Genomic DNA, 16,697 nt, shown 5'->3' with positions numbered 1-16,697 from the left:
TAGGAGAATATAATGAATCCATTAATCCAAAGCTTGACTGAAGGTCAACTTCGTACAGATATCCCATCATTCCGTCCTGGTGACACTGTTCGTGTACACGCGAAAGTTGTCGAAGGTAACCGTGAACGTATTCAGATTTTTGAAGGTGTTGTTATCGCACGTAAAGGTGCTGGCATCTCAGAAAACTACACAGTTCGTAAAATCTCTAACGGTGTAGGTGTTGAGCGTATCTTCCCAATCCACACTCCACGTGTTGAAAAAATCGAAGTTGTTCGTTACGGTAAAGTACGTCGTGCGAAATTGTACTACTTGCGTGCTCTTCAAGGTAAGGCAGCTCGTATCAAAGAAATCCGTCGTTAATTCGACTAAAAAACTCTGCTTTTTCAGCAGAGTTTTTATCTAGCTCCCTTAGTTCAATGGATATAACAACTCCCTCCTAAGGAGTAGTTGCAGGTTCGATTCCTGCAGGGGGTATCTAAATCAATAAAAAAACGAGGGTAACCTCGCTTTTCTATTGTATAATCTTATTCTTCAGTTCTTCCGGTTGCTTAGTTGCACTGAACTCATCTTGTTTTGTTGTTCCATCTTCCTCAGTATGATAATAACTTGAATGTATCAACACCCTTTCTTCATTACCAATCATCCATTACTCCGCTTGGAAACCGATCTGGATTTTCATCTACAACTACATCTACTGGCATTTTCTTGTTTAATATCTATTGTCTTTGAAGGTGAGCATAAAATGGGAAATTAGAATCGAAGTGTAGTATAATAGACATAGATGAAGAACTGAAAAAATTAGAAGTATATAGAAGAGAATTAGCAATATGAAAAACATCCTCAAAACCTACCCAGTTGTCAGTACTTTAACTTTCATTTGTTTATTGTTAGGAATTCTCACTTCTATTTATGGGAATGCTATGTACGACCTATTGGCCTTTCATTCAAAACCGGTTTATTATTGGCAGTATATGAGTGGAACCTTGATGCATGGAAGTAAAGGAGCCCCCCTCTGGTTTTTATGGGTACATCTATTTTTAAATGGGCTCATGATTCTACCTTTTGGCGGACTACTGGAAAGGAAAAGAGGCTCCAAACATGTCTTGCTTGTTTTTGTTACCGCGACAGTCATCTCTTCCATCGCCTTTCACTTCTTAACACAGGGGCAAAAAATTCAGGCGACGGGGATTTCTGCGGTTGGCTATGCTTTTATAACTGGAGGAGTCATACTTTTACCGAATATTTGGAAAGAATTTTCATGCACCGTAAAACTGTATTATCTTTTCTTAATCCTTCTAGCTAGCCTGATGCTTTTACCAATAATCACCGGATGGATCTCGACCTTCTTGCATCTTTCAGGAATTGCTAGTTACCTTTTGGTTTTTATAGGAAGTAAAAACTTAAGAAGGACAACCGACTATTAAACCGGCTCTTGAGCGAGGTTTTCATCCTGTATCCTTGACTCTTCCATTATTGCGACATATAATATTCTATATCAATGAAGAAATCACCTTTTGTCATTGCGCAAAGGGTGATTTTATAACGGTAAAAGGGAGACACGATGGGATATATTTCTACAATTAAAACAGCTGTTCAGCTGCCCCACTTTTGCCCCATTTTTAAATCCTGACATTGAAAATACCTAAAAGTATTTCCCTAGAATCAGCTATATTTCAACATTTTTGTTTATTTTCAATATGAAAATTTCTTACAAATTCATGTAGGGGGCAGTAATTAGTTATCAAAAACCGCTCAGCTGAGCGGTTTTCGTCTATTCTTTCCTTTTACAGTACCCATGTACGAATAGCGTGGGCGACGCCAGATTCATCGTTAGTTTTAGTGATGTATTTGGCGATTTTTTTGATTTCTGGATTTCCATTTTCCATGACAACTGGATTACCAACGACTTCCAGCATGGCGCGGTCATTTTCTTCGTCCCCGATAGCCATGGTTTCATCTTTGGTCAATCCTAGTTTTTCAGCTAAGTGAGTAATAGCTGAACCCTTATCTACATTCTTTTTAAGGAGTTCGAGGTAGAAAGGAGCAGATTTGTTAATAGAGTAGCGTTCGTAAAATTCATCTGGAATCTTTTCAATCGCAGCATCGAGAATCTCTGGTTCATCAATAAACATACATTTGACGATTTCCTTATCAGCCATTTCTTCAGGTGTACGATAGAAGATAGGCATGCTGACGAGGGTTGATTCGTGTACAGTGTATTTTCCGATATTACGATTGGCTGTGTAGATGCCATCCTTGGTAATAGCATGCATGTGGACACCAAGTTTGCGACTGAGGAATTCCATATCTAGATAGTCTTCATAAGTCAAGGATTCACTAATAATTTCATGTCCTGTAGCAGTTTCTTGAACAAGGGCACCGTTGAAGGTCACTACATAGTCCCCCTCATCTCTTAAGTTTAATTCGTCTAAAAGTTTGGCAACACCTGCAATGGGACGGCCAGTTGCAATCACGACTTTGACACCAGCTTCTTTGGCATCTTGGATAGCTGCAAAGACCTCAGGAGTGATTTTCTTTTGACTGTTGACAAGGGTTCCATCGATATCGACGGCGATTAGTTTAATACTCATATAGTTCCTCTTTTAGTTTTTATTTGGTTTAAAATGATCGTTTTCGATCAAGTGTAAAAATTGCTGGGTGATGCTTGCAAAGATGCTATTTTGTTCCAACATTTCTTTTGGAAAATAAAAGCGATTATCTCCGTGACGACTGCCAGCAAGGGATTGGACGATAGGAGACAGGCTAGAGAGTTCTGCCAGCTCTCCATTTTTCTGTAAAATCTCAATCTGTGTCCGTGGATTTTCAGATTCGGGACGATAAATATCATAAGGAAGGTCAAAGTTCTTATGAATGGCAGTGTAGTAGTCTGGATCAAAGCCAATGTCTTCAACCAATTTTCTCATGCTGGCGAGTTGGTCTTGATCCTCTTGTGAAAAGGTGATGGATTTAAAGACCTTGCGGTTGACAAAACGTTGCGACAAGTCTGCGAGAATCTTGTCAGGACTGGTCATCCAGAGCTGGAAGTAGGTATTCATGACACCATCATCCAGAGCCAGATAGTCAGTCAAGGTCACCTTTTTTTCAAAGAAAGGGAGGAGGTGTGGAGAAGTTCGTGCAAAGAAATCTTTTTCTTCAGGATAGAGCTCCTTGGCGCGTTTTAGGAGATTCTGTAGGAGGACTTCCATAGCGCGTGTTGCAGGATGGAAATAGACCTGCATATACATCTGATAGCGACTGAGGACGTAGTCTTCGATGGCGTGCATGCCATTGCGCTGAAAGGCAATACCATTTTCGACAGGACGAATAACTCGGAGGATTCGAGTCAGGTCAAATTCCCCATAAGATGCTCCCGTAAAATAGGAATCGCGCAAGAGATAGTCCATGCGGTCTGCATCAATCTGACTAGAAATGAGTTGCACGACCTGCTTGTTAGGATAGGTATGGTCGATAACACTGGCTACCTTTTCTGGAAAATCTGGTGCCACTTGTAGCAGGACTTGGTGAATCTCCGTCTCAGGACTTTGGATAATTTCCTGCGTAATCGCCTCATGATTTGTGTCAAAGAGATTTTCAAAAGTATGCGAATAGGCACCGTGTCCTAGGTCATGAAGCAGGGCTGCAGTCATGGTTAAGAGAGACTCGGCAGGATTCCATTCCTCAGGATATTTTTCTTCAAAAATCTCTGTGATGCGTCGTGCAATCTCATAGACTCCTAAGCAGTGGGAAAAACGACTGTGCTCCCCACCGTGGAAGGTATAACTGGAAGTTCCTAGTTGCTTGATCCGGCGCAAGCGTTGAAATTCTTTTGTATTAATCAAGTCATAGATGATTTGATTATTAACATGGATGTAGTTGTGAACAGGGTCACGGAATACTTTTTCGTTCATATGACCATTATAGCAAAATCCTGCTCTTTTTGGTAAAATAGTAGGACAAGAGACAAGAAAGAGGACTTGATGTGAAAATTCGGATGCGAAATACGATTCAGTTTGATGAGCAGTTGGAAGTGATTGACCAGCTTTATGACGTGGAAGTGCATGAAAAGGGAGATTATAGCTACCTGCTTTTTTATAATGAGGAAAAGGAAAAAGTAGTCATTAAATTTCATGGTCAAGAGTTGATGATGAGCCGTTTTTCCAATCCCAAGACCATTATGCGCTTTCTAAAGGATAGCGATAGTTTAGCCTATATTCCGACACCTATGGGCATGCAGGAGTTTATCATCCAAACGAATCGTTATCAAGTGGATGGACAAAAGATCTATTTAGACTATCAACTACAAAATCAAGAGGGACACCCCTTTGCCAGCTATCAATTGGAAATTACTTGGGGTTAGGCTCATGTCTTTTTCAAATTTACCTGGCTATCTTCTTGGATTGGCTTCCTAGTCTGGTAGATTAGGCTATTTTTTGGTATAATAAAAGTTATGGAAATCGAAAAAACCAATCGTATGAATGCGCTCTTTGAATTTTATGCAGCGCTTTTGACAGATAAGCAAATGAATTATATAGAGCTCTACTACGCTGATGATTACAGCCTTGCTGAGATTGCTGAAGAGTTCGGTGTCAGTCGTCAGGCTGTTTACGACAATATCAAGCGAACAGAAAAGATTCTGGAAGATTATGAGATGAAATTGCACATGTACTCGGACTACATTGTCCGCAGTCAGATTTTTGACCAGATTTTGGAGCGCTATCCCAAGGATGACTTTCTGCAGGAGCAGATAGAAATTTTAACAAGCATTGATAATAGAGAATAAGAGGAAGAAACATGGCATTTGAAAGTTTAACAGAACGTTTGCAGAACGTCTTTAAAAATCTACGTAAAAAAGGAAAAATCTCAGAGGCTGATGTCCAAGAGGCAACCAAAGAGATTCGCTTGGCCTTGCTTGAGGCCGACGTTGCCTTACCTGTGGTGAAGGAGTTTATCAAGAAAGTTCGTGAGCGTGCGGTCGGACATGAGGTCATTGATACCCTTAATCCAGCGCAACAGATTATCAAAATCGTTGATGAGGAATTGACAGCCGTTCTAGGTTCTGATACGGCTGAGATTATCAAGTCTCCTAAGATTCCTACAATCATCATGATGGTTGGTTTGCAAGGGGCTGGTAAAACAACCTTTGCTGGTAAATTGGCCAACAAACTCAAGAAAGAAGAAAATGCCCGTCCTTTGATGATTGCGGCGGATATCTATCGTCCTGCTGCCATTGATCAGCTTAAAACCTTGGGGCAACAAATTGATGTGCCTGTCTTTGCACTTGGAACAGAAGTTCCTGCGGTTGAGATTGTCCGTCAAGGTTTGGAACAAGCCCAAGCCAACCATAATGATTATGTCTTGATTGATACAGCAGGTCGTTTGCAGATTGATGAGCTTTTGATGAATGAGCTTCGTGACGTGAAAGCACTGGCTCAACCAAATGAAATCCTCCTTGTCGTTGATGCCATGATTGGTCAAGAAGCGGCCAATGTTGCGCGTGAGTTTAATGCTCAGTTGGAAGTGACTGGGGTCATCCTTACCAAGATTGATGGGGATACTCGTGGTGGTGCGGCTCTGTCTGTTCGTCACATTACTGGAAAACCAATCAAGTTCACTGGTACAGGTGAAAAGATTACAGATATCGAAACCTTCCACCCAGACCGCATGTCTAGCCGTATCCTTGGTATGGGGGATATGCTGACCTTGATTGAGAAAGCTTCTCAAGAATACGATGAGCAAAAAGCCCTTGAAATGGCTGAGAAGATGCGCGAAAACACCTTTGATTTCAATGATTTCATTGATCAGTTGGATCAGGTGCAAAACATGGGGCCAATGGAAGACTTGCTCAAGATGATTCCAGGTATGGCTAATAATCCAGCCCTTCAAAACATGAAGGTAGATGAGCGCCAAATTGCTCGCAAACGTGCTATTGTGTCTTCCATGACACCTGAAGAACGTGAAAATCCAGATTTGTTAAATCCTAGCCGTCGCCGTCGTATCGCTGCTGGGTCTGGAAATACATTTGTTGAAGTCAATAAATTCATTAAAGACTTTAATCAGGCCAAACAACTCATGCAGGGTGTCATGTCTGGAGATATGAACAAGATGATGAAGCAAATGGGAATCAATCCAAACAACCTTCCTAAAAATATGCCAAATATGGGAGGAATGGATATGTCTGCCCTTGAAGGAATGATGGGACAAGGTGGTATGCCTGACTTATCAGCTCTCGGAGGAGCAGGAATGCCAGATATGAGCCAGATGTTTGGTGGTGGACTCAAAGGTAAAATCGGTGAATTTGCCATGAAACAGTCCATGAAACGTATGGCTAACAAAATGAAAAAAGCGAAGAAGAAACGCAAGTAAGACAAAGGAAGGCCGCAGGGCTTTCCTTTTTTAGAAAGAAGAAAAACGAGCACTTCCGTAGTTGGAAATGCTCGTTTTGATGTATTTAGACTCTTATACTCAATGAAAATCAAAGAGCAAACTAGGAAACTAGCCGCAGGCTGTACTTGAGTACGGCAAGGCAACGTTGACGTGGTTTGAATTTGATTTTCGAAGAGTATTAGTCTTTATTTTCGTATGGCAAGATTAAGTTCAAGATGATTCCTGTCATGGCTGATAGGGCAGTACCTGAAAGTGTAACTGGACCAAGTTTAAGGATAGCTCCTCCAAGTCCAAGGACCAACATGGCACTTGCGATGATAAGGTTACGCATTTGACCAAAATCAACACGTTCTTTGATCAAGACTTTCAAACCGTTGCTTGCGATAACACCATAGAGAAGGATTGACATACCACCAAGTACAGCGTTTGGAATAGTTGAAATCAAGGCAGTAAATTTACCAAGGAAGCTAAGGGCAATCGCGATAAAGGCAGCGTTACGGATAACTGAGACAGAAGCGATACGAGTCATACCGATAACCCCTGTATTTTCTCCGTAAGTTGTATTGGCTGGTCCACCAAGGAAGGCAGAAACAGAAGTTGCGATACCGTCACCAAGAAGAGTACGGTGAAGACCTGGTTCTTTCAAGAATTGACGACCACAGATTTGACCCAAAACAGTATGGTCTCCGATGTGTTCAGAAATTGTTACGATAGCGATTGGCAAGATAGCTATGGTTTCTGGACCAAAGTAAAGATTGTACTCTTTAAAGGCACCACCTGTGCTAAATGGCAAGTAGAAACCAGGAATTTCAAACCAGTTAGCTTTTAGAACTGGTGTAAAGTCAACCAAGCCAAGAGTTAGTGCGAAGAGGTAACCACCGATAATGGCAAAGAGGAATGGAATGATTCGTAGGAAGCCTTTTCCTTTTGTATTGATAAAGGCAGCAATCAAGAAAGTAACGACTGCTACAAGAGCATTTTTCCAACTTCCATCAGCTACAAGACCAGCATTGGTAACAGCTGAACTTGCAAGTCCAAGACCGATAACGATGATCATAGGTCCGATGATGATTGGTGGCAAGAGTTTATCAATCCATTTTGTACCTGCAAAACGAACAGCAGCAGCGACAAGCACATAGATAAAACCTGTAAGGATAACCCCTGTTTGTGCAGCTGATACTTCACCTCCTAGTTCTTTCATAGCTAGGGACATAGCTGTGATAAAGGCGAATGATGATCCTAGATAAACTGGAACTCTAAAACCAGTTGCGATCATGTAGATGAGTGTTCCAACACCTGAAGCAAATAGGGCAACAGATACAGGCATTCCCAAAATCAAGGGTACCAAGATGGTCGCACCAAACATGGCGAAAACGTGCTGGAAACTGAGTAGTATCCCCTTACCAAAAGAAGGACGTTGGTCAACGTCGAGTAACAAATCAACAGTTGATTCTTGTTTCATATAAACCTCACTTTTGGGCATCAAAAAAGAGCCCATTATTTTACAGCAATAGGCCCTCAGAGTAAGACTTCTCTAAAATCTAGACTTTAAAGAGTTTCAAGTATTTCTGTGTCTTCGTCACCTCACGGGATGTCATTAAAAACCTTTGCTTAGGATAGTATAGCAGAAAAAATTCGTTTTGTAAACGAATTTTTCCCGAGCCAGGAAATAAAGACGCGAGATTGATTTTTTGAATTTTTTTTTAAAATAACCTAAAGTGGGCGTTTATTGGGCATGCCAGCCTTACGTGGATATTTGTTTGGCGTTTCTTTTTTCTTTTCTACCACTGTGATATAACGCGGATCTCCATTTGGTAGGGCGTAGTTGAGATTGTCTTCGACTTTACTGAAGAGGAGGTTGAGGGCATTTTTGGCTTCGAGTAATTCCTCAGGTGCATTACTTGCCTTGAGTGCCAATAGTTTGCCACCAACTTTAAGGTAGGGAATAGTTAATTCAGATAAAACCTGCATACGGGCAACCGCACGAGCCGTTACAAAATCATATTGAGCACGGAAGTTCTTGTCTTGGGCAAAGTCTTCAGCTCGTCCATGGTAGAAATGAACTCCTTCTAAATTAAGTTCCTCGGCCAGAAGCTGAAGGAAGTTAATCCGCTTGTTTAGAGAATCGATAATGGTTACCTCTAGCTGAGGATAGAGGATTTTCATCGGTAGACTAGGAAATCCTGCACCAGCCCCGATATCCAGAAGTTTGATAGTTTCATTGGGTATCAAACCTTGAAGAATGGGTGCAATCGAATCGTAAAAATGTTTGAGATAAACTTCTTCCTTGTCCGTAATGGCTGTTAAATTAATCTTTTCATTCCACTCGACCAAGAGCTCAAAATAGCGTTCAAATTGTTTTTTTTGCTGGTCCGAAAGTGGAAGATTTTGCTCGGCAAGCAAATTGTAAAATGTTTCTGGTTTCATAGTTATTTCCTTCTTTAGTATCATCTTATTTTACCACAATCATTAAAAATTTGATATACTGGTACTAATCTAAAAGTAGAAAGGACTTATATAATGACTTGGATTATTCTAGGAGTTATCGCTCTTGTTGTTATTTTTGTGATTGTTAGCTATAACGGTTTGGTTAAGAATCGTATGCAAACAAAGGAGGCTTGGAGCCAGATTGATGTTCAATTGAAGCGTCGAAATGACCTCTTGCCAAACTTGATTGAGACTGTAAAAGGTTATGCAAAGTATGAAGGTTCTACTCTTGAAAAGGTGGCAGAACTGCGTAACCAAGTGGCGGCAGCGACTTCACCAGCAGAAGCTATGAAAGCTAGTGATGCCCTCACTCGTCAGGTTTCAGGTATTTTTGCAGTTGCAGAAAGCTATCCAGATTTGAAAGCCAGTGCCAACTTTGTTAAATTGCAAGAGGAGTTGACAAACACAGAAAATAAAATTTCTTACTCTCGTCAACTCTACAACAGTGTTGTCAGCAACTACAATGTAAAATTAGAAACTTTCCCAAGCAATATTATCGCTGGAATGTTTGGATTTAAAGCAGCAGATTTCCTTCAAACTCCAGAAGAGGAAAAGGCAGTTCCTAAAGTTGATTTTAGCGGTTTAGGTGACTAAGATGCTGTTTGATCAAATTGCAAGCAATAAACGAAAAACGTGGATTTTGTTGCTGGTATTTTTCCTACTCTTAGCTCTTGTTGGCTATGCGGTTGGTTATCTCTTTATGCGGTCGGGGCTTGGTGGTTTGGTTATTGCACTGATAATTGGCTTTATCTATGCCTTGTCCATGATTTTTCAATCGACAGAGATTGTCATGTCCATGAATGGAGCGCGTGAGGTGGATGAGCAAACGGCACCAGACCTCTACCATGTAGTGGAAGATATGGCTATGGTCGCTCAGATCCCTATGCCCCGAGTTTTCATCATTGATGATCCAGCCTTAAATGCCTTTGCGACAGGTTCTAACCCTCAAAATGCGGCGGTTGCTGCGACGTCAGGTCTCCTAGCTATCATGAATCGTGAAGAACTGGAAGCTGTTATGGGACATGAGGTTAGTCATATTCGTAACTACGATATTCGTATTTCGACTATTGCCGTTGCCCTTGCAAGTGCTATTACCCTTTTGTCTAGTATGGCAGGTCGTATGATGTGGTGGGGTGGTGCAGGCCGTGGTCGTAGAAGTGATGACCGTGATAATGGTGGACTTGAAATTATTATGCTAGTTGTTTCTCTCCTAGCAATTGTTTTGGCTCCCTTAGCAGCAACCTTGGTACAACTAGCCATCTCTCGTCAACGAGAATTTTTAGCAGATGCTTCAAGTGTAGAGTTGACTCGTAATCCTCAAGGGATGATCAATGCCCTTCGTAAGCTGGACCATAGTCAGCCTATGAGTCGTTATATAGATGATGCTAGCAGTGCACTTTACATCAATGATCCTCAAAAACGAGGTGGCTTGCAAAAACTCTTCTATACCCATCCGCCAATCTCAGAACGGATTGAGCGTTTGCAACATATGTAAAAACATCCAGAGATTTTTCTCTGGATGTTTGCTATTTTCTACAGTTATAAATCTTGTAAATCAACTATTTCCAAACCATTCTCTGTCAAACGATAGATACTCCTACAGACTTCTTTTAAGAAACGTCGATCATGTGAAACAGTGACCAGACCACCAGGATAATTGGCAAAGAGTTTTCTGATTTCAGGTTGAGAAGTTGGAGAAAAGTTTCGTGTGGGTTCATCCAGAAGGAGAAAGTTTGGCTTACGCAGAACTAAATTCAAAAGAAGGAGTTTACCTTGTTGACCACCAGATAAAGAGTGAATCTTGTGGTGCATCTCTGGATAACTGAAATTGAGACTGGCTAGGAAGGATTGGATTTTCTGTAGTTCCTCTTTATGTCCAGTTTGGCTGAGAAATTCTACTGGAGATAAATCCAATTGCAATGTTTCTTGGTAATCTTGTGGCATAACACCAAGTGAAATCTCACTTTTGCCACTTAGTAGTTGTTGTAACTTGCCTAACAGAGTCGATTTGCCAATTCCATTTGGCCCGATGATGCCGATTTTATCTTGCCCCCAAACAGTTAGTTGGAGTTTTTGAGACAAAATTCGTTGGCCGATGCATAAAGTCTCCTTTTCCAGTCGAAGTAAGACTTTAGAAGCTGCTAATGGCTCTATATCTGAAAAGAAAAGTTGGATTTGCTCTTCTTCAAGTGGCTTTTGAGTCAGCGATTGAGCTGCTTTTTCATAACGTTTTTCTTGGGAGAGAACATTTTTCATCTTTTTAGCCAGTAGTCGTCCGGCAGTACTATCTTTGGTATTGCGAAGTGCAGTTTCTACCTTTTGCTTGACTCGGCGATGCTTTTCTATGGCTTTATCATAGGATCGTTGGTCGTTACCAGCTTGCTGGCTTTGTCTGGCAAAGTTAGCCTTTCTCTGTTCACTATAGCGATTATAGTCTAAGTGCTCGACTAGGGTTTCAGCTTCCTTTCGATGCTTGACCAGTCGCAAGTGGATAATGGTGTCTGCAGTTTGAGAGAGGAAGTCTTCATCATGAGAAATGAAAATAACGGTCTGCCTGATCTTCTGAATCTGAATTTTTAGCCAATCAACTGTCTCAAGATCTAGGTCATTTGAAGGTTCATCTAAAAATAGAATCTCAAAGGGTTTGGATAATTCATGGATGAGCTGAATTTTCAAAGCTTCGCCACCCGATAGGCTACCAATCTCTTGGTCACTAGCAAAACGACTGCTATCAAATTGCAATTCCTCAGCTAAACGATAGAGAATACTGTAGTCCAAATCAGCAGACTCTAAAAAGAAGTAGTCCTGTAGAGATTTTTTCTTCAATTTTTCAGGGAGATGTTGGGGAATGTGAGCCAGGGACTGAAGGTCAGATTGAATGTCGCCCCTGATAGTGAAATCCTCTAATCTTTCTCCCATTAAAGTTTTAAGTAAGGTTGATTTTCCATTTCCTTCTTCGCCGATAATAGCGACCTTTTCTCCGTCTTGGATCGTAATATTTAAATCGGAAATAAGGTCTCGTAGGTCTTTATTTTGAGTGATGGTTAGCTGGTTGATTTTTATCATCATGTTTCCCTTTCTAAATTTGGATAATACATAACAAAAGCTCTACTTTACCTAGTAGAGCCAATCGTCTATGTCAAAAAATCCTCTTTTAAAAGGGCTGAAAAAACAGCAGAAAAAAGAGCACACAAAAAGAGACAGAAACAAGATCTACTAAATAAAGGTTCTTTATTTGATAGACTTAGTTGTTCATGTCTCCCTTACCTCCAAAAATTACTATGTTTATTTTATACCTTTTGGAACACTTTGTCAAAAGAAATGAGAAATTCAAATCTTTCTAGAAACCAAAAACAGGTCCATAGAGTGTTAAAACGTGCTTAACTTGATCGTAGTGGAACTTGTCATAGTTTCGCCAAGCAGCGCGAGATTGATCGTTTAGTTTTAGTGAGCCAAGTCCAATCAAAAGACTAGTCCGTTGGTAAAAGCTTTCCAGTTCAATTAAGATAGCATTGTCTAATTTCTCAGCTTTTTTAAGTTGTCTGAGTAGCTCGTCAATATTTTGTTGCAAGCGCAGATCATCAGGCAATCCTTGTTTACAAGTTTGGTAAGCTTTGTTTAACTCGGAAATGAGTTGATAAGCTTCTAAGATTAGTTCTTTGTCTTCCATATGAGCGTCCTCCTTTGCTCATGTATTGATGCCTATAGTATAGCACAAAAAATAAAATTGTCATAATAAACATATCAAAAAATAGAGAATGATTTTTTGAAAGTTTAGTTGCCTTGCTTGCGGTTCTTTCATGGTATAATCAAGTGAGTAAATCTTTATGGAGGAAGTATGAAATTAAATATTCAAGAAATTCGTAAGCAGCCTGAAGGTTTGCACTTTGAGCAAACTTTAGACTTAGCAGCTGACTTGCGTGTCCGTAATCAAGAAATTATAGATGTAAAAGATATTGTTGCTGTAGGAAAAATTCAGTACGAAGACCTTATGTTTTTCCTAGATTATCAGTTGTCTTATACAATCGTCTTAGCCTCTAGCCGTAGCATGGAGCCGGTTGAATTGAATGAATCATATCCAGTGACGGAAGTCTTTATGGAAGGTGCTACCAATCAACTGGATCAAGATGTTCTAGATGATGACTTGGTTTTGCCGATTGAAAATGGGGAAATCGACCTGGCTGAAAGTGTCTCAGATAATATCTTGCTAAATATTCCAATCAAGGTCTTAACAGCTGAGGAAGAAGCTGGTCAGGGATTTGTTTCTGGAAATGACTGGCAAATCATGTCTGAGGAAGAGTATCAAGCCCAACAGGCAGTCAAGAAAGAAGAAAATAGTCCTTTTGCAGGTTTGCAAGGACTGTTTGACGGAGACGAATAGATGGTTTTATCCAAGAAACGTGCCCGTCATGTCATTGAGGAAATCATTGCTCTTTTTCCAGATGCAAAACCAAGTCTAGATTTTCGCAATCATTTTGAACTTCTGGTTGCTGTTATGCTGTCTGCTCAGACGACAGATGCGGCAGTCAACAAGGCTACTCCTGGCCTTTTTGCAGCTTTTCCAACCCCACAAACCATGGCAGATGCAAGTGAGAGTGAGATTGCTTCGTATATTTCTCGCCTAGGCCTTTATCGCAATAAGGCTAAATTCCTCAAAAAATGTGCCCAACAACTACTGGATGATTTTGACGGTCAAGTCCCTCAGACTAGGGAAGAATTAGAGAGTTTGGCAGGAGTTGGCCGAAAAACAGCTAACGTAGTTTTGAGCGTGGGATTCGGTATTCCAGCTTTTGCGGTAGATACTCATGTTGAGCGTATCTGTAAACACCACGATATCGTTAAAAAATCAGCTACACCCCTTGAGGTCGAAAAACGTGTCATGGATGTCTTGCCACCAGAAGAATGGTTGGCAGCCCATCAGGCTATGATTTACTTTGGTCGTGCTATCTGTCATCCCAAAAATCCAGAGTGTGACCAGTACCCACAGTTATATGACTTTAGCAATTTATAAGATGAGTCATCAAAAGTTTTTGCTTGATTTTAAGCATGATTTGTGCTATATTATTTGATAACTAAATATTCCTTTAAACCTGTCCCGTGAGGCAGGCAAGGAGCGCGATGATAAAGTAGAAGGGTGAAGTCTATACTGTTTGCAGTAGGGCTCGCTTAGCTATACATTCTAAGTCTCCTTGTTTAAGGAGACTTTTCTTTTTGGAGGTTTGTCATGAAGACAAAAGAAGTTGTAGACGAATTGACCGTCAAACGAGCGATTACTCGTATTACTTATGAGATTATCGAACGTAACAAAGATTTGAATAAAATCGTCTTGGCTGGTATTAAAACTCGTGGTGTCTTTATTGCCCACCGTATCAAAGAACGTTTGGAGCAACTAGAAAATCTTTCAGTTCCTGTCGTGGAATTGGACACTAAACCTTTCCGTGATGATGTTAAAAGCGGAGAAGATACTTCTTTGATTTCTGTTGATGTGACAGGCCGTGAGGTTATCTTGGTGGATGATGTGCTCTATACAGGTCGTACCATCCGCGCTGCTATTGATAATATTGTCGGTCATGGTCGTCCTGCGCGCGTGAGTTTAGCAGTTCTAGTCGATCGTGGACATAGAGAACTGCCAATCCGTCCAGATTACGTTGGAAAAAATATCCCAACTAGTCGTTCTGAAGAAATCATCGTAGAGATGGCAGAACTTGATGGTCAAGACAGAGTTCTGATTACTGAAGAAGCTTAGAAAGCTAAAGGAGTAGCCATGTCAGAAAATCAACAAGCATTGAACCATGTGGTGTCCATGGAAGACCTCACTGTCGATCAAGTGATGAAATTGATCAAGAGAGGAATTGAGTTTAAAAACGGAGCTCAGCTTCCCTATGAAAACCACCCGATTGTTTCCAACCTTTTCTTTGAAGATTCCACACGGACGCATAAGTCCTTTGAAGTGGCAGAGATTAAATTGGGATTGGAAAGACTTGACTTTGATGTCAAGACCAGCTCGGTCAATAAGGGTGAGACACTTTATGATACCATCTTGACTTTATCTGCTTTAGGAGTTGACGTCTGTGTGATTCGCCACCCAGAGGTTGACTACTACAGAGAGCTAATTGCAAGTCCAACGATTACGACTTCCATCATCAATGGTGGAGATGGTTCGGGCCAACACCCTAGCCAGAGCTTGCTTGATTTGATGACCATTTATGAGGAATTTGGTCACTTTAAGGGTCTCAAGGTTGCGATTGCAGGTGACTTGGATCACTCACGTGTTGCCAAATCCAATATGCAGATTTTAAAACGCTTAGGTGCTGAACTTTATTTTGCAGGACCTGAGGAATGGAGAAGTCAAGAGTTTTCAGACTATGGTCAGTTTGTAACCATTGACGAGATTGTTGATCAGGTGGATGTTTTGATGTTGCTTCGAGTTCAGCATGAACGCCACGAAAGTGGAGCAGTCTTCTCAAAAGAAGACTATCACGCTCGACATGGCTTGAACCAAGAACGCTATAATCGCTTAAAAGAAGAAGCAATCATTATGCATCCAGCTCCAGTAAATAGAGATGTAGAAATTGCTGATCATCTTGTTGAAGCACCAAAATCACGCATTGTCCAACAAATGACCAATGGAGTCTTTGTTCGAATGGCAATCTTAGAATCCGTATTGGCAAGTAGAAAAGCCAAATAAGACACAAAACGTTAAAAGACGCCAGTGAGCGTCCACGAGAGGTGAAAATATGACAAAACGACTTCTAGTTTTAGAAGATGGCACAGTTTTTGAAGGTAAGGCCTTCGGAGCAGATATTGATGTAACAGGCGAAATCGTCTTTAATACAGGCATGACAGGATATCAAGAATCCATTACGGACCAGTCCTATAATGGACAAATCCTGACCTTCACTTATCCACTAGTAGGGAATTATGGGGTTAACCGTGACGACTATGAATCTATTAGTCCTACTTGTAAGGGAGTTGTAGTTTTTGAAGAGGCACGTAGAGCCAGCAATTGGCGTAACCAAATGACGCTGGACGAATTTTTGAAGGCTAAGAAAATTCCTGGGATCTCAGGGATTGATACGCGTGCTCTTACCAAGATTATCCGTAAGCATGGTACTATGCGTGCAACCTTGACCCATGTTGGAGACAGCATGGACCATGTGACTGACCAGCTCCAAGCGACAGTCTTGCCGACAGACAATATCAAACAGGTTTCCACTAGAACTTCATATCCAGCTCCGGGAGTTGGCTTGAGCGTTGTTTTAGTAGACTTTGGCCTTAAACACTCTATTTTACGAGAGCTATCTAAACGTGATTGCAATGTGACTGTAGTTCCATACACAACTACAGCTGAGGAAATCTTACATTTAAACCCAGATGGAGTTATGTTGTCAAATGGTCCGGGTAATCCAGAAGATGTACCAGAAGCTCTTGATATGATTCGTGGTATTCTCGGGAAAATTCCAATCTTTGGCATCTGTATGGGGCACCAACTCTTTGCGATGGCAAATGGTGCTAAGACCTATAAAATGAAGTTTGGTCACCGTGGATTTAACCACGCAGTACGTGAAATTGCAACTGGGCGCGTGGACTTCACAAGTCAAAATCATGGTTATGCAGTTAGCCGTGAAGATTTACCAGAGCACTTAATCATCACCCACGAAGAAATCAATGACAAGTCAGTTGAAGGCGTACGTCACAGATATCAACCAGGTTTCTCTGTGCAATTCCACCCAGATGCAGCTCCTGGGCCACACGATGCAAGTTATCTATTTGATGAGTTCATCGAGATGATGGAAGCTTTCAAACAAGCAAACTAAAGACGAGTG

19 protein-coding genes and 1 tRNA gene are annotated in these 16,697 nt (G+C 41.0%); 13 read left to right on the top strand and 7 right to left on the bottom strand.

Translation table 11 applies throughout. The features are described 5' to 3' along the window. Window positions 1-12: 12 nt before the first annotated feature. Window positions 13-360 carry a 50S ribosomal protein L19 gene (rplS, locus tag QM959_RS02695; RefSeq protein ID WP_001068669.1) on the top strand — a complete coding sequence of 116 codons (348 nt, stop codon included), beginning with the start codon at window positions 13-15 and terminating at the stop codon, window positions 358-360. A gap of 42 nt (window positions 361-402) precedes the next feature. Further along, window positions 403-474 (top strand) — tRNA-Arg (locus QM959_RS02690). Window positions 475-511: 37 nt separating this feature from the next. On the opposite strand, the gene QM959_RS02685 is transcribed toward QM959_RS02690, so the two are convergent. Further along, window positions 512-643, bottom strand: coding sequence for a hypothetical protein (locus QM959_RS02685; protein WP_293920350.1), 132 nt, complete (start codon window positions 641-643; stop codon window positions 512-514). Window positions 644-827: 184 nt separating this feature from the next. Between QM959_RS02685 and QM959_RS02680 the strand changes: the two genes are divergently transcribed. Further along, window positions 828-1,424, top strand: a complete 597-nt coding sequence (locus tag QM959_RS02680; RefSeq protein WP_414371289.1) for a rhomboid family intramembrane serine protease — start codon at window positions 828-830, stop codon at window positions 1,422-1,424. A gap of 360 nt (window positions 1,425-1,784) precedes the next feature. Here the strand turns inward: QM959_RS02680 and yidA are convergent, their stop codons facing one another. Together yidA and QM959_RS02670 are read right to left on the bottom strand one after the other, a co-directional pair. Then, the gene (gene yidA, locus QM959_RS02675; protein ID WP_247935386.1) at window positions 1,785-2,591 is read right to left on the bottom strand and encodes a sugar-phosphatase; all 807 of its coding nucleotides are present in this window, start codon (window positions 2,589-2,591) and stop codon (window positions 1,785-1,787) included. 12 nt (window positions 2,592-2,603) lie between these two features. Next, complete coding sequence (locus QM959_RS02670; protein ID WP_414371286.1) at window positions 2,604-3,908, bottom strand: HD domain-containing protein; 1,305 nt, start codon at window positions 3,906-3,908, stop codon at window positions 2,604-2,606. Between the two features lie 71 nt (window positions 3,909-3,979). Here QM959_RS02670 and QM959_RS02665 point away from each other — a divergent pair, with 71 nt between their 5' ends. The 3 genes from QM959_RS02665 to ffh all read left to right on the top strand — a co-directional run bounded on the left by QM959_RS02665 (window position 3,980) and on the right by ffh (window position 6,363). Continuing rightward, complete coding sequence (locus QM959_RS02665; RefSeq protein ID WP_414371283.1) at window positions 3,980-4,357, top strand: DUF1934 domain-containing protein; 378 nt, start codon at window positions 3,980-3,982, stop codon at window positions 4,355-4,357. A gap of 90 nt (window positions 4,358-4,447) precedes the next feature. Continuing rightward, window positions 4,448-4,780: a putative DNA-binding protein gene (locus tag QM959_RS02660; RefSeq protein WP_000402066.1), complete on the top strand. Its 333-nt coding sequence runs from the start codon at window positions 4,448-4,450 to the stop codon at window positions 4,778-4,780. A gap of 11 nt (window positions 4,781-4,791) precedes the next feature. Then, on the top strand, window positions 4,792-6,363 hold the full coding sequence (gene ffh, locus QM959_RS02655) for a signal recognition particle protein (protein ID WP_414371280.1): 1,572 nt from the start codon (window positions 4,792-4,794) through the stop codon (window positions 6,361-6,363). A 199-nt stretch (window positions 6,364-6,562) separates the two neighbouring features. Here the strand turns inward: ffh and QM959_RS02650 are convergent, their stop codons facing one another. Together QM959_RS02650 and rsmG are read right to left on the bottom strand one after the other, a co-directional pair. Then, window positions 6,563-7,846 (bottom strand): uracil-xanthine permease family protein, encoded by a 1,284-nt coding sequence (locus QM959_RS02650; protein WP_414371277.1) that lies wholly within the window; start codon window positions 7,844-7,846, stop codon window positions 6,563-6,565. Between the two features lie 251 nt (window positions 7,847-8,097). Continuing rightward, the gene (gene rsmG, locus QM959_RS02645; RefSeq protein WP_414371274.1) at window positions 8,098-8,811 is read right to left on the bottom strand and encodes a 16S rRNA (guanine(527)-N(7))-methyltransferase RsmG; all 714 of its coding nucleotides are present in this window, start codon (window positions 8,809-8,811) and stop codon (window positions 8,098-8,100) included. Window positions 8,812-8,904: 93 nt separating this feature from the next. Between rsmG and QM959_RS02640 the strand changes: the two genes are divergently transcribed. Together QM959_RS02640 and htpX are read left to right on the top strand one after the other, a co-directional pair. Continuing rightward, window positions 8,905-9,465 carry a LemA family protein gene (locus tag QM959_RS02640; protein ID WP_000219828.1) on the top strand — a complete coding sequence of 187 codons (561 nt, stop codon included), beginning with the start codon at window positions 8,905-8,907 and terminating at the stop codon, window positions 9,463-9,465. A gap of 1 nt (window position 9,466) precedes the next feature. Further along, a complete protein-coding gene (gene htpX, locus QM959_RS02635) occupies window positions 9,467-10,366 on the top strand; it encodes a zinc metalloprotease HtpX (RefSeq protein WP_414371271.1) in 900 nt (299 codons plus the stop codon). A 44-nt stretch (window positions 10,367-10,410) separates the two neighbouring features. Here htpX and QM959_RS02630 read toward each other — a convergent pair whose 3' ends face one another. Together QM959_RS02630 and QM959_RS02625 are read right to left on the bottom strand one after the other, a co-directional pair. Next, the gene (locus tag QM959_RS02630; protein ID WP_414371407.1) at window positions 10,411-11,937 is read right to left on the bottom strand and encodes an ATP-binding cassette domain-containing protein; all 1,527 of its coding nucleotides are present in this window, start codon (window positions 11,935-11,937) and stop codon (window positions 10,411-10,413) included. Between the two features lie 274 nt (window positions 11,938-12,211). Continuing rightward, window positions 12,212-12,541, bottom strand: coding sequence for a helicase BlpT (locus QM959_RS02625; protein ID WP_414371268.1), 330 nt, complete (start codon window positions 12,539-12,541; stop codon window positions 12,212-12,214). 168 nt (window positions 12,542-12,709) lie between these two features. On the opposite strand from QM959_RS02625, the gene QM959_RS02620 reads away from it, so the two are divergent. From QM959_RS02620 to QM959_RS02600, 5 genes are all read left to right on the top strand, one after another. Then, window positions 12,710-13,252 carry a YceD family protein gene (locus QM959_RS02620; RefSeq protein ID WP_414371265.1) on the top strand — a complete coding sequence of 181 codons (543 nt, stop codon included), beginning with the start codon at window positions 12,710-12,712 and terminating at the stop codon, window positions 13,250-13,252. Beyond that, entirely contained in the window at window positions 13,253-13,882 is a 630-nt protein-coding gene (gene nth, locus QM959_RS02615; RefSeq protein WP_414371262.1) for an endonuclease III, read from the top strand. A 213-nt stretch (window positions 13,883-14,095) separates the two neighbouring features. Continuing rightward, window positions 14,096-14,617 (top strand): bifunctional pyr operon transcriptional regulator/uracil phosphoribosyltransferase PyrR, encoded by a 522-nt coding sequence (gene pyrR / locus QM959_RS02610; RefSeq protein ID WP_247935376.1) that lies wholly within the window; start codon window positions 14,096-14,098, stop codon window positions 14,615-14,617. A gap of 18 nt (window positions 14,618-14,635) precedes the next feature. Then, the gene (locus tag QM959_RS02605; RefSeq protein WP_414371259.1) at window positions 14,636-15,559 is read left to right on the top strand and encodes an aspartate carbamoyltransferase catalytic subunit; all 924 of its coding nucleotides are present in this window, start codon (window positions 14,636-14,638) and stop codon (window positions 15,557-15,559) included. A 49-nt stretch (window positions 15,560-15,608) separates the two neighbouring features. Then, on the top strand, window positions 15,609-16,688 hold the full coding sequence (locus QM959_RS02600; protein ID WP_414371256.1) for a carbamoyl phosphate synthase small subunit: 1,080 nt from the start codon (window positions 15,609-15,611) through the stop codon (window positions 16,686-16,688). Window positions 16,689-16,697: the final 9 nt, after the last annotated feature.

Origin of the sequence: Streptococcus mitis (genome assembly GCF_047459985.1) — a bacterium.
Taxonomy (GTDB): domain Bacteria; phylum Bacillota; class Bacilli; order Lactobacillales; family Streptococcaceae; genus Streptococcus; species Streptococcus mitis_DZ.
The sequence above is the reverse complement of the archived record's forward strand: the minus strand, read 5'-3'. Positions and strand labels throughout refer to the sequence as shown.